This is a genomic window from Mucilaginibacter sp. P5_A4 (assembly GCF_056400605.1).
In genome coordinates this window covers 57337-70228 of sequence record NZ_JBFUKX010000012.1, presented here as the reverse complement: position 1 = coordinate 70228, position 12892 = coordinate 57337, and the positions used below count along the sequence as shown (strand labels likewise).

Sequence of the window (12892 nt, the reverse complement as noted above, 5' to 3'; positions counted from 1 at the left end):
AACCGGAAGATGAAGAAACTACTGCCTGTATATTTTGCAATTTTTACCTGTGCCTGGCCGGTTATTATAAAGGCGCAAACCCCAATAAACCGTAAGGCATTGGTGCAACGGCATAATGTGATCAATAAGGGTACAGATACCTTATCATCCCTGTCGGTTGGTAATGGTCGTTTTGCTTTTACGGTTGATGTTACCGGCCTGCAAACTTTTCCCGAACATTACGATAAAGGCATTCCGCTGGGTACACAATCAGAGTGGGGCTGGCACAGCTTCAAAGATACCATGGGTTATAAGTTTGATGAAACATTTAAAACCTATACACTCAACGGCCGTAAGGTTACCTACGCAGTGCAATGGAATCAGCCTGGGCGTAATAGAGATGCAGCCAACTGGTTCCGCGAAAATGTGCACCGTTTACAACTGGGCAATCTTGGATTTATGCTATTGCATAAGAATGGAACCGAGGGAAATATCAATGAGATTCAAAACATTCGCCAGGAACTCGATCTTTGGACGGGCGCCATCAACAGTTCTTTTACTTTTGACGGCGAAGCTATAAGTGTACAAACCTATGCCCACCAGGCGCAGGATTTGGTGGCAGTAAAAGTGCAATCTAAATTATTGAGCCAGGGCAGGTTGAAAGTAAGGCTGCGTTTTCCGTTTCCTACCAATCAATTTACTGATTACGGCGATAACTGGAAAAATCCTGAAAAACATTCTTCAGCTGTCATTTCATCCGGTCGGCAGCAGGCTTCCATTATTCATCGCTTAGATACTAACCAATATTTTGTGCGCCTGGACTGGCAGGGAGATGCTTCGGTTAAAAATACCGCCGCTCATCAGTTTGTGTTATCCCCGCAGGGCAAAACAGATCTGTTAACGTTTACCTGTTTGTTTACCCCACGCAAAACTACGGCGGTTTTACCAGGCTTTGCTCAAACGCAGGCAAACAGCATGCAGCAATGGAAGGCTTTTTGGCAAAGCGGCGGCGCAGTTGATTTTAGCGGCAGTACAGACCCGCGTGCCAATGAACTGGAGCGGCGGGTGGTGCTATCCCAGTATCTTACCAAAATACAATGCACCGGCCATCAACCACCCCAGGAAACCGGGCTCACCTATAATAGCTGGTATGGTAAACCCCACCTGGAAATGCACTGGTGGCATGGTATTCACTTTGCGCTTTGGGGAAGGGAGCAACTGCTGGAAAACAGCATGACCTGGTACCATCATGTTAAAGCCAATGCCCGGGCCATAGCTAAAAGGCAGGGCTACGATGGCGTTCGCTGGCAAAAAATGACCGACCCTGATGGTAATGAAAGTCCGTCATCGGTTGGTGCCTTCCTGATCTGGCAGCAGCCGCATTTTATTTATTTTGCCGAGTTGGATTACCGCGCACATCCCAATAAACAAACCCTGAATAAATACAAAGACCTGGTATTAGCCGATGCCGATTTTATGGCCTCGTTCCCAACTTACGATAAAGAGCACGACCGTTATAATTTAGGCAAGGGCATTATACTGGCACAGGAACGCTATAAACCCGAGGAAACCCTTAACCCAACTTATGAGCTGCAATACTGGCGTTGGGCGCTTTCAACGGCCCAGGAATGGCGCGGGCGTTTGGGTATGCAACCCGATAAAAAATATGCGCTCATCCTGAAAAAACTGGCCGAGCTACCCCAAAAGGATGGCGTTTACCTTGCTGCGGAAAGCTCGCCCGATGCTTATACCAATCCGAAATTGAAAACAGATCATCCGACGGTATTGGCAGCCTATGGTATGCTGCCTTACAATAATAAGCTGGATACCCTGGTAATGAAGAAAACGTTTGACCTGGTATGGAATGTATGGGACTGGAAAGATACCTGGGGCTGGGATTTCCCGATGACAGCCATGACCGCTGCCCGCTTAAATATGCCCGAAAAAGCCATTGAGGCCTTATTTATGCCCATAAAAACCAATACTTACCTGCCCAACGGCCATAATTACCAGGATGGTCGCTTACGCCTTTACCTGCCAGGCAATGGCGGATTGCTGGCTGCTGTAGCCATGATGTGTGCCGGCTGGGATGGTTCAACCATCGCTAATCCAGGTTTTCCAAAAGACGGAAAATGGAAAGTAAGATGGGAAGGCCTTAAAAAGATGCCTTAAAAAAGCCAGAGATAATAACCTGTGAATTAACTAAATAGAAATACATCAAAACCTACAATATGAATAAACTATTTGCAAAACTGAAAATGATACTGTGCGCGGGTGCAATCATGATTACGGCGGGCGCTGTACACGCCCAGCTGCCATCAAAAAGTAAAGTATTGGCCGATATGACTTTGGCTAACAACTATTTTATGCAAAAATGGCCGGATGCAGGCGCTTCTGTTACCGTAAAAGGTAATACGAGAACCAGTAACCTGTGGACGAGGGCGGTTTATTACGAGGGCTTGATGGGGATGTACAAAATTGATCCGCAAAAAAAATATTATGATTACGCGGTTGACTGGGGCGAAAAACACCAATGGGGGCCACGCGGCGCCGTTGACACCCGGAACGCCGATAACCAATGCTGCGGACAGACATATATAGACCTGTACCTAATAGATAAAAAGCCCGAACGCATAGAGAAAATAAAGCAAAGCATTGACTTAATGGTCAATAGCGAAAAACAGGACGACTGGAGCTGGGTTGATGCGTTGCAAATGGCTATGCCGGTATATGCCAGGCTTGGCGAGGTTTATCAGGACAATAAGTATTATGAAAAGATGTTCGCCATTTATAACTATACCAAAACCGTTCATGGCGGCAAAGGCTTGTACAATACCGCAGATCATCTTTGGTGGCGGGATAAGGATTTTGTAACTCCTTACAAAGAGCCTAACGGGGCCGATTGTTACTGGTCGCGCGGTAATGGCTGGGTGTTAGCAGCCTTGTTGCGGGTTTTGGAGGTAATGCCAAAAAAAGCACCGCACCGAGATGAATATTTAAATGTTTATAAAGAAATGATTGAAGCTTTAGTACCGCTGCAACGTGCGGATGGCTACTGGAACGTGAGTTTAAAAGATTCTACCAATTTTGGAGGCAAGGAACTAACAGGTACCGCGCTGTTTGCTTATGGCATGGCCTGGGGCATCAACCATGGCATCCTCAAAAAGAAAACCTATTTACCTATAGTTACCAAAGCCTGGAATGCCATGTCGGCAGAGAGTTTACATACAGATGGTATGCTGGGTTTTGTGCAGGGAACCGGCAAGCAACCTCAAGACGGGCAGCCGGTAACTTATAACAGTGTGCCCGATTTTGAAGATTATGGTTTAGGCTGTTTTTTGCTGGCAGGCAGCGAAGTTTATAAATTGAGTAAATAATGAGGAAGTTTACGCTGTTTCTTGCGCTTGTTTTAATGTTCACCGTAAATACATTTGCGCAAACGGGTATTGGCAGTAATAAGTCGGGATATAAAAAGCAAGGCAATACGCTGTATTTTAAAAATGTTAATGGCGATGTTCAAATTGAGTTTTGTTCGCCCTCCATGTTCCGGGTAAGGGCAAGCTGGAGCCGTCATTTTTTGGCTGATGAGCATTTAATGCAGGAAAACTATAACTGGCCCGCAGTAAATTATAAGGTAACCGATTCAAAATCTGCTTACGTTATTCAAACATCTGCATTAATTATTACGGTTATTAAATCCCCTTTTATCATCAATGTATCTGATACTAAGGGCCTGATGTTATCATCTGAATATGTACCTAAAAATGGCGGTCTGCAGCATATGGGCGATACGGTGATGTGTACCAAACAATTGATGCCCAATGAACACTTTTTTGGTTTTGGTGAGCGTATGGATTTTACAGATCAGCGTAACAAACTGGTAAAATTAAATGTGGGCCGGGGCAAAAACAAAGATAATTTGCTGGGCGCTTATAACGTCAACGAAGCAAACTATTGCCCGGTGCCGTTTTTTATGAGCACCCGGGGATATGGCATTTATCTGCATAATTCATCGGCCACAGCATGGGACATGGGCAGCAAAAGCGATGATGAATACAGCTTTAAAGCCAATGATGGAGAGCTGGATTATTACTTTATTTATGGTCCAACTTTTCCGGTCATATTAAACAGCTACCTGTCAATAACCGGCAAATCACCTTTATTGCCGCGCTTTGCTTTTGGATTGCACATGGGGACTTATAGCGGCGGCACCTGGGGGCACGAGGAGCTTACATCTGATAAATATGTGGTTGAGCTTGCACGTAAGATGCGCGAAATGGGGATTCCGGTTGATATTTTGTTCCTGGATTCTACCTGGCGGTTGTTTGGTAAAAATGGGGGTAAAGGCGCTACAACCTTTGAATGGCGCGAAACATTTAAAAACCCCAAAGCCATGTTCGATAGCCTGTATGCCATGAACTTTAAAATGGTGGGATTGCACATTCGCCCGCGGTTTGATAATGCCAAAAATCTGAATCTGCTTGACCAGGCGCAGGCTAAAGGTTTTACCTATCCCGAAAACGGCAAGCCGGGCGAGTTTGTGAACTTTTTTGATCAGCAGGCTACCAACTGGTGGTGGGATAACGGGGTAATGAAAGTAGCTTCCATAGGCGCCAAATTCCTGAAAACCGATGAAGGCAGCGCCTTTGGCTCCTTAGCAAATGAAAGCGAAAAGGTTGGGCCTACAGGTAAAGAGGTTGCGCAATTACATAATGTTTTCCCGATAGCTTATGCCAAAGCTCCTTATTTAAAGTTCCAGGAATATAATGGCATTCGCGGCCTGAACCAGACCCGGGAGGGCTACTCGGGCATACAGCGATATCCGTACATTTTTGCGGGCGACTGGCCCAGCGAATGGCAGTATTTTGCACCGGTTATTAAAGCCGGTTTAAATATTGGTCTGTCGGGCGTAGGGTATTGGGCGCATTGTATGGGCGGTTTTGAACATGCTGCCGACCCTGAACTTTATTTGCGTTGGGTGCAGTTTGGTATGTTTAGTCCGGTTGCTATGGTATTTGGCATGGACCACCCGGGTTACAAAGAACCCTGGAATTATGGCGCAGAAGCTTTGGCCAACTTTAAAAAATACGATGACCTGCGTTACCGGCTGATCCCTTATATTTATAGCAATGCTTATAAACAATACCAAACAGGCATGCCGCTGATGCGTGCCCTGGTACTGGAATACCAGGATGATCCGAATACGTATAACATAGCCGATCAATATTTATTTGGCGATAACATGATGGTTTGCCCCGTAACTGTAAAAGGAGCCCAAACCCGTACGGTGTATTTACCAGCCGGTGATTGGTTTAACTATTGGACGGGTAAAAAATATAACGGAAAGCAATATATTCATATATTAACACCCGCCGACCACTTGCCGCTTTTTGTAAAAGCAGGCAGTATTATTCCTATGCAACCGGCTATGAAATATATGGATGAAAAGCCGGTGGATGTGATTACGCTGGATATTTTCCCGTACCAGGCATCTGAATTTAAACTGTATGAGGATGATGGCATTAGCCTGAAATATCAGCAAGGCGAAAAAGCGATCACCCAAATTACCGTAGCAAATGTTACCGGGGGCTGGGCGTTACATATTAAAAAGCCTGCCGGCACTTACAACCCGGCGCCACATGGTTACCTGGCTAAAATACATTGGAGTGGCGATAAGGAGCCATCCATGGTAGCTGAAAATAAGGAGGCTGTAAAAATTGTGAGCAGTGCCGACGCATTAAACAATGCTGCCGGATGGTATTATGATAAAACAAATCATTTACTTTGGGTCAAAACAGCGCGCAACAACCGCGAAGATATTTTCATTGATATAAAATAATAAGAAATGAACAAGATTGCCGGTAAACATTGCCCTATGAAAAAACTAATATTCCTGTTATTGTTGTTAACCGCATGGAAAACAGACGCCCAAGCCCAGGCCAAAGAAGTATATATGTTTTCCTATTTTAAAGATAACGGGCAGGATGGTTTACACCTGGCTTATAGTAATGATGGGTTGCAATGGACGGCTTTAAAGGGCGACAGCTCTTTTTTAACACCGATGGTTTCAAATGACAAGCTGATGCGCGACCCTTGTATTATCCGCGGATCTGATGGTTTGTTCCACATGGTTTGGACGGATAGCTGGACAGATAAAGGTATAGGTTACGCCAGCTCGCCCGATCTGCTGCATTGGTCGGAGCAGCAGCAATTACCCGTTATGGCAAATGAGCCGGGAGCCCGTAACTGCTGGGCGCCCGAAATTACGTACGATGCATCATCAAAATCATACATGATTTATTGGGCCACTACTATTGATGGGCGTTTCCCGCTGGTTGATAGCGTTGCCGAGAGTAAATACAATCACCGGATATATTACATTACCACTAAAGATTTTAAAACATACAGTTCAACACGTTTGCTGTTTGATCCGGGTTTTAACAGTATCGATGCCACCATAGTGCCTTATGGTAAACGCTTTATGATGGTTTTTAAAGATGAAACCCTGCATCCGGTACAAAAAAACATTAAAGTAGCTTATGCCGATAAACTGACGGGACCATACTCAAAACCCAGCGGACCAATAACAGGTAATTATTGGGCCGAAGGACCAACAACGCTGCACATTGGCAATCAATGGATTGTTTATTTTGATAAATACCGTGATCATCAATACGGCGCCATCACATCAACCAATCTGAAGCAATGGACGGATATATCCGGTCAGATTAAAATGCCAAAAGGTATCAGGCATGGTACTATTTTTAAAATTACCGAAGCGGAGTTTGCTAAGTTAACAGGAAAATAAGCTTGCGCTGTTTATCCAATTTTCACTTTGAAATTTGAATGATGAACCATAGAAAAAAGGAAGGTACTTTCGAAGAAAAGTAAATGAATGGTGACTAAAAATAAAGCGAAATTTGAAAGGACAGCATAAGCAAACCGTAATTTAATATTATATGAACGTACAGGAACAAATCAAAGAATATATTACCAGCCAACCTGAACCAAAGCGTAGTGATATGCAAGAGTTACACCATCTCACACTTCAACTTTTACCAGGTTGTAAATTATGGTTCGACAATGGTAAAAACAGCGAAAATAAAACTGTTAGTAACCCTACTATAGGCTATGGTTTTCACACCATAAAATATGCTGATGGAAAGACCAGGGATTTTTTTCAAATTGGTTTGAGCGCAAACAAAACCGGAATCTCTGTCTATATCCTCGGCATTAAAGATAAGACATACTTAGCCCAAACGTATGGAGAAAAAATAGGCAAGGCGAGCGTGACTGGGTATTGCATTAGGTTCAAAACGCTAAAAGATATAAACATTGATATACTTGAAGCGGCAATACGCTATGGGGCTGAGGTTACGAGTGAAAATTAAATTTCAAACTGCAACACTGCCCAAAACGTTATGGAACCATTTATGGCTGGCTATCCTATGAAAAAACTAATCGGTATAATTATTCTGTTTACAGTAGTAAGTAATTTTTTATTCGCCCAAAATAAGCCGGCTTCAAAACGGCCAAACATTATTATCATCCTGGCGGATGACATGGGTTATTCTGATATTGGTTGCTTTGGGGCCGAAACTCAAACCCCAAATCTTGATGCCCTGGCAAAAGGTGGATTGCGTATGACCCAGTTTTATAATGCATCGCGTTGCTGCCCCACCCGTGCATCGTTACTAACGGGGCTTTACCAGCACCAGGCAGGTGTTGGCGATATGGTAAATCATCGTGATGTACCCGCTTACCAGGGCTATCTTAATCAAAATTGTGTAACTATTGCCGAGGCCCTTAAAGAAGGAGGTTACAACACCCTGATGGCAGGCAAATGGCATGTGGGTACCGATTCGTCGCGCTGGCCGGTTAAACGCGGGTTTGACCATTATTTTGGTTTGATTGATGGAGCAAGCAGTTATTTTAACCCAACTACGCCATATCGCCCAAATCAAAAATTAACCATCGCTTTGGATGATAAGGAGTTTACTCCCGGGTCAAATTGGTATTCAACAAATGCCTATGCCGATTATGCCATTAAATTTATTGACGATAATAAACAAACCAACAAACCTTTCTTTTTATACATGGCTTTTACCAGTCCGCATTGGCCAATCCAGGCGCTGCCCGGGGATATTGCCAAATACAAGGGCAGGTACATGAAGGGATGGGATAAGCTTAGGGAGGAGCGGCTTGCACGTCAAAAACAAATGGGCATTGTCGGTAAAGACGAGCAACTTTCGCCCAGGGATAAAAATGTACCCGAATGGGATAGTTTGACCGTGGAAGAAAAAGAACGTTTTGATACTAAAATGGCGGTATACGCCGCCATGGTTGATCGTATGGACCAAAACATAGGCCTCATCCGGAAAAAATTGAAGGATTTGGGCGAGGACGAAAATACGGTGATTATGTTTTTATCAGATAATGGCGCCAGTAATGAAAGTATTAAAGGCCCGGGTTTTACACCCGAAGTATTGGCTGCAAACAATAAACCGGCAAGTGACTCCACATCATTTACAGCATACGAAACATTGGGGGCTAATGTCAGCAATACACCATTCCGTTTATTTAAGCACTGGGAGTACGAAGGCGGAACAGCCACGCCTTTTATAGCCTATTATCCGGGTGTAATTCAGCCTGGTTCTATAGTTCGCAAACCGGCGCATATTATTGACCTGATGGCCACATGCCTTGACCTGGCCGGAGCATCGTACCCTAAAGTTTACCACGGCAATACCATAACACCAACCGAAGGCATCAGCCTGGTTCCGGTATTTAAGGGGCAAAAATGGGAAGGGCATAACGGGCTGTTTTTTGAACATGAAGGCAACCGGGCAGTAAGGCAGGGTAATTGGAAACTGGTATCCCAATGGCCGGCCAATAAATGGGAGCTTTATAACATCAGCACTGATCGCTCTGAGTTAAACGATCTGAGCGCCAGATACCCGCAAAAGGTTGCCGGGCTTACTGCAATGTATAATGCCTGGGCCACCCGGGCTGGTGTGGTTGAGTTTGATAAATTAGGAAAAAATAAAGGTGAGTAATTGAGGAGTCATTACCGTTTTTTCCAGCTTGGCTGATGGGTACTCAATGACGGGGTTTGAAAAGCGATGTGGATTTTTTTTATTTGCCTTCTGCGAGACTTAGTTGCATATACTTCCTCACCTCATCATTAATATCTTCCTTAAAATACATCCTGAAGTAATGGTTATGATCGTTGGTGCCGGGGACGGTTTTAATTTTGGTGAAGCAAAGATTATCAGCGTAGATCTGGTTAAAAGGGAATACCACATCAATAAAGTTTTTGCCTAACTGGGTTACATAGGCAAAATTGGTACGCAAGCCTAAGGCGATCATGCTTTTGGTGGGATAAACCTTAATGGGGGCCATTTGCAGGTATTCATTCACCAGGTGATCAAACAGCGCTATTGTATGTTCTGATTTGCCCTGCAAAAAATCGCCCAGGTTACGCTCCCGGCAGGAGTGTACCTGGTTGGTGCTTGTAAATTCCCGGTTGCAAATGGGGCAGGTCCACATAGGTGTTAAGCGGTTTTAGCCTCCCTGCCCAATACACTGTTTTTGTAGCTGTAGGAGAAGTAGATAACCAGGCCTATCACCAGCCATATCAGGAAGCGTAGCCAGTTGGTGTAACCAAGTTCGGTCATCAGGTAAAAGCAGCTCATAAGCCCCAAAACCGGTATCAGCGAGAAATTTTTAAGGAAGCTATATATGCTTATTATTATGATGAGTATAAAGAACAGGTAATTAGGGAAGTTATATAAAAAACCGTCTAATCCTAAGTGATACTTTTTAACATCATTGATAGGGGTGATCCGTAGCGCGGTGTTAAAGTTATCGTCCTCAAGATCTTTAAAATACTTTGTTTGGGCAACCGTGCCGCTAACGTTTTGCTTGCCATAAAGCATGGTGCAGGTAGTAAACAAGGCTGCATTATCAGCAGCATCCAGGCTTTCGATAATTGTCGGTTTTTCCTTTAGTTTTTTAAATTGCATCATTTCAACCTGGGGGGCAGGCTTTAAATAAAAAAGCGAACCCAGGATGATAATAGTTATTAGCGGAACAACAAACTTTCCGTTAACATAAGGTAAATGGAACTTGCCTTTAACCGCAGCTTCACGGGGCAATAACAGCACCCCTCCGCAAACTAATACAAATGCAAACAGGGTACCTATACTGGTTAAATCGGTAACCTCGGTAAGGTTCATGAACAGGGCGGGTACGGCTACCACAAAGCCGGTAACAACAGTTGCAAATGCCGGCGTATGAAATTTGGGATGAATACGGGAGAATGCTTTAGGCAATAACCCATCGCGGCTCATGCTCATCCAGATACGCGGCTGGCCTAACTGGAATATCAGTAAAACGCTTGCTGTAGCAATTACCGCGCTTATTGATATGATGTAGCTTACCTTATGTAGCCCCACTTTGGCAAACACAAAAGCAAGCGGATCGCCAACCTGCAGTTCTTTATAGCTTACCATGCCGGTAAGTACAAGCGCTATAAGAATATATAAAACAGTACATATAATAAGCGAATAGATCATGCCCCGGGGCAGGTCGCGCTGTGGTTGTTCGCATTCCTCGGCCGTAGTCGAAATGGCATCAAAACCGATATAAGCAAAAAATACACCTGATACTCCTTTCATCACGCCGCCAAAACCGTTGGGCATAAATGGATGCCAATTGGCTGGTGTAACGTAAAAAAAGCCTACCACTATAACCGCTATAACTATCAGTACCTTTAATACCACCATGGCATTTGTTGCCTTCTTTGTTTCGCGGATGCCGATGTAAACCAGGTAGGTAATAATAAATACTATACCTAAAGCCGGCAGATTGGCAATCAGTTTAAAACCACCAATACCCGGCGCATTGTCCCAGGCCATGGCGGCGCTTTTTACCCTATCGCCAATAATGGCTAAATTAGCTCCTGCAGCCGACACCGCTTCGTGCCCTCTTAAGGCCGAAACATAATCCATAGCAAGGTATTTGGGCAGATGAATGTTAAAGCCCTCCAGCAGGTTCACAAAATACTCGCTCCAGGATATAGCAACAGCAATGTTACCAATAGCATATTCCATGAGCAGATCCCAGCCAATTATCCAGGCTATCAGTTCGCCAAATGAAGCGTAGGCATAGGTATAGGCGCTGCCCGCAACAGGGATGCGGGATGCAAATTCGGCATAGCATAGTGCCGAAAAACCACAGGTAATAGCAGTTACGATAAATAAAAGGGAAACAGCCGGACCACCATGAAAAGATGCCTCGCCGATAGTACTGAAAATGCCTGCGCCAACTACGGCGGCTATGCCCATGAGGGTCAGGTCTTTAACGTTAAGTTCTTTTTTGAGCTGGGAAGCGGCGGTACCGGGGTGTTCGCTGTCGCTGAAACCGCATTCAACATCATGTAATATTTTGGCAACTGACTTTTTACGAAATATGCTTTTCGACATTTAATTAAATTAGTAATAGTGAACCCTTCCCAAACATAATCATTTTTTTGCATTGAATAAGTATATGCTTATTTTGCGCCATGAAGATAGGGATAAATGATGTTTTACACAGGATTAAGCCATTTTTTATACTCTACCTGCTGCTTTTGTGCACCTGTTTGGTAATCAAATTGTTTTATACGCGCCCCGAAATATATTTTGCGGTTAACGGATGGAACAGCCCCTGGGCCGACTATATTGAACCCTATATGACCGATATAGGCGATGGCCTTACAGTTATCTCACTATCTTTAATTTTGCTTTTATTCAGCTATCGCAAATTCCTTTTATTGATATCAAGCTATCTTGTAACATCCCTGGTGGCCCAGGTATTAAAGTACATGGTTGATGCCCCCAGGCCAAAAATTTACTTTAGTGATCAGTGGAGCCACGTGCATACCGTTAAAGATATTTATATCCTCAGTTACAACAGTTTCCCCTCGGGGCATACTGCAAGTGCTTTTTCGGCCGCGGTGGTAATAACTTATTGGTGCAAAAATAAAGGCTGGGGTGTCCCAGCCTTATTAATTGCCATATTGGTTGGCTACTCAAGAATGTACCTTACCCAGCATTTTTTTGAGGATGTAATTGCCGGTTCGGTTATTGGCGTAATGGTTACCGTATTTTGGCTAAGCTGGCTGGAAAGTCGGCAATTTATCCATACCGATAAATGGAAAACAGGTCTATACAAAACGCTTTTCAAATAATCATGCTTCGGCCGCCAGTCGTTTTTTCCTGCGCATAGCTATCACTATAATAATGATGATAAGCGGGGCGCCGCCATATAAAGCTATTTTTAAAGGAGTTGACAAACCTTTTGCATTTGAAATATACTGATCATTACGTTTCAAATCGGGAGCAAGCTTTATGGAGCCAGTAAACTCTTTTAGCTCGGCCTTGGCAAGGTCTGCCCTGGCTTCGGGATAAAAATACTCTATGGTATAGGTGGCTTCCTGCGTATATAAAAGGATAAACTGTCTTAATTGCGGTGCTTCGCCTGTTGAGGCACTGTTATCAACCCTCAGCGTAAATACCCTGGCTTCAAGCGTGCCTATGGTAGTATCGCGCGGGTTCATGATGCTGCCATTGCGTGATTGCTGCCGGATGCCATCGGCAAAAGTTTCAAATACCTTTTTCAGGTCTTTCTCTTTATTTAAGGGTTTGTTGTTTGCCGCATTTTCGGCACGTATAACAACTATATATCCCAAAGAGGCTGTACCCTGGTAAATCTGCTGCCCTAATGTATCTTTTTTTGTAAAGTTTGCAGGTAAAGAAATAGTAACAAGGCTATCTATCTTTACAGGTTTAAGTACCTGGCTAAAACCTAAAGTCGCAAACAGGATGAGACCCCAACTTAAAATTATCTTTTTCATAGATAGTTTAACTGT

General features: G+C 44.0%; 10 protein-coding genes. 7 read left to right on the top strand and 3 right to left on the bottom strand.

Going from position 1 to position 12892, the window contains the following annotated elements:
- Positions 1 to 9: 9 nt before the first annotated feature.
- The 6 genes from AC1DQW_RS09850 to AC1DQW_RS09825 all read left to right on the top strand — a co-directional run bounded on the left by AC1DQW_RS09850 (position 10) and on the right by AC1DQW_RS09825 (position 9035).
- Entirely contained in the window at positions 10 to 2151 is a 2142-nt protein-coding gene (locus tag AC1DQW_RS09850) for a hypothetical protein (RefSeq protein ID WP_477453921.1), read from the top strand.
- Between the two features lie 59 nt (positions 2152 to 2210).
- The gene (locus AC1DQW_RS09845; RefSeq protein ID WP_477453920.1) at positions 2211 to 3356 is read left to right on the top strand and encodes a glycoside hydrolase family 88/105 protein; all 1146 of its coding nucleotides are present in this window, start codon (positions 2211 to 2213) and stop codon (positions 3354 to 3356) included.
- Positions 3356 to 5818, top strand: a complete 2463-nt coding sequence (locus tag AC1DQW_RS09840; protein WP_477453919.1) for a glycoside hydrolase family 31 protein — start codon at positions 3356 to 3358, stop codon at positions 5816 to 5818. The genes AC1DQW_RS09845 and AC1DQW_RS09840 overlap by 1 nt, the downstream gene beginning before the upstream one ends.
- Positions 5819 to 5854: 36 nt before the next feature.
- Positions 5855 to 6787 carry a glycoside hydrolase family 43 protein gene (locus AC1DQW_RS09835; protein WP_477453918.1) on the top strand — a complete coding sequence of 311 codons (933 nt, stop codon included), beginning with the start codon at positions 5855 to 5857 and terminating at the stop codon, positions 6785 to 6787.
- A 151-nt stretch (positions 6788 to 6938) separates the two neighbouring features.
- The gene (locus AC1DQW_RS09830) at positions 6939 to 7370 is read left to right on the top strand and encodes a hypothetical protein (protein WP_477453917.1); all 432 of its coding nucleotides are present in this window, start codon (positions 6939 to 6941) and stop codon (positions 7368 to 7370) included.
- Positions 7371 to 7427: 57 nt separating this feature from the next.
- Positions 7428 to 9035, top strand: coding sequence for an arylsulfatase (locus AC1DQW_RS09825; protein WP_477453916.1), 1608 nt, complete (start codon positions 7428 to 7430; stop codon positions 9033 to 9035).
- Positions 9036 to 9114: 79 nt separating this feature from the next.
- On the opposite strand, the gene AC1DQW_RS09820 is transcribed toward AC1DQW_RS09825, so the two are convergent.
- Positions 9115 to 9528, bottom strand: a complete 414-nt coding sequence (locus tag AC1DQW_RS09820; RefSeq protein ID WP_477453915.1) for a DUF5655 domain-containing protein — start codon at positions 9526 to 9528, stop codon at positions 9115 to 9117.
- A 5-nt stretch (positions 9529 to 9533) separates the two neighbouring features.
- Positions 9534 to 11465 carry an amino acid permease gene (locus AC1DQW_RS09815; protein WP_477453914.1) on the bottom strand — a complete coding sequence of 644 codons (1932 nt, stop codon included), beginning with the start codon at positions 11463 to 11465 and terminating at the stop codon, positions 9534 to 9536.
- An 80-nt stretch (positions 11466 to 11545) separates the two neighbouring features.
- Between AC1DQW_RS09815 and AC1DQW_RS09810 the strand changes: the two genes are divergently transcribed.
- Positions 11546 to 12211, top strand: a complete 666-nt coding sequence (locus AC1DQW_RS09810) for a phosphatase PAP2 family protein (RefSeq protein ID WP_477453913.1) — start codon at positions 11546 to 11548, stop codon at positions 12209 to 12211.
- On the opposite strand, the gene AC1DQW_RS09805 is transcribed toward AC1DQW_RS09810, so the two are convergent.
- The gene (locus tag AC1DQW_RS09805) at positions 12212 to 12877 is read right to left on the bottom strand and encodes a hypothetical protein (protein WP_477453912.1); all 666 of its coding nucleotides are present in this window, start codon (positions 12875 to 12877) and stop codon (positions 12212 to 12214) included.
- Positions 12878 to 12892 lie beyond the last annotated feature (15 nt).

Excerpts from the sequence above, each read along its gene's own strand:
- AC1DQW_RS09830 (WP_477453917.1), top strand. The coding sequence starts at position 6,939 with ATGAACGTACAGGAACAAATCAAAGAATATATTACCAGCCAACCTGAA.
- AC1DQW_RS09825 (WP_477453916.1), top strand. The coding sequence starts at position 7,428 with ATGAAAAAACTAATCGGTATAATTATTCTGTTTACAGTAGTAAGTAAT.
- AC1DQW_RS09820 (WP_477453915.1), bottom strand. The coding sequence starts at position 9,528 with ATGTGGACCTGCCCCATTTGCAACCGGGAATTTACAAGCACCAACCAG.
- AC1DQW_RS09815 (WP_477453914.1), bottom strand. The coding sequence starts at position 11,465 with ATGTCGAAAAGCATATTTCGTAAAAAGTCAGTTGCCAAAATATTACAT.
- AC1DQW_RS09805 (WP_477453912.1), bottom strand. The coding sequence starts at position 12,877 with ATGAAAAAGATAATTTTAAGTTGGGGTCTCATCCTGTTTGCGACTTTA.
- AC1DQW_RS09810 (WP_477453913.1), top strand. The coding sequence starts at position 11,546 with ATGAAGATAGGGATAAATGATGTTTTACACAGGATTAAGCCATTTTTT.
- AC1DQW_RS09835 (WP_477453918.1), top strand. The coding sequence starts at position 5,855 with ATGAAAAAACTAATATTCCTGTTATTGTTGTTAACCGCATGGAAAACA.
- AC1DQW_RS09850 (WP_477453921.1), top strand. The coding sequence starts at position 10 with ATGAAGAAACTACTGCCTGTATATTTTGCAATTTTTACCTGTGCCTGG.
- AC1DQW_RS09840 (WP_477453919.1), top strand. The coding sequence starts at position 3,356 with ATGAGGAAGTTTACGCTGTTTCTTGCGCTTGTTTTAATGTTCACCGTA.
- AC1DQW_RS09845 (WP_477453920.1), top strand. The coding sequence starts at position 2,211 with ATGAATAAACTATTTGCAAAACTGAAAATGATACTGTGCGCGGGTGCA.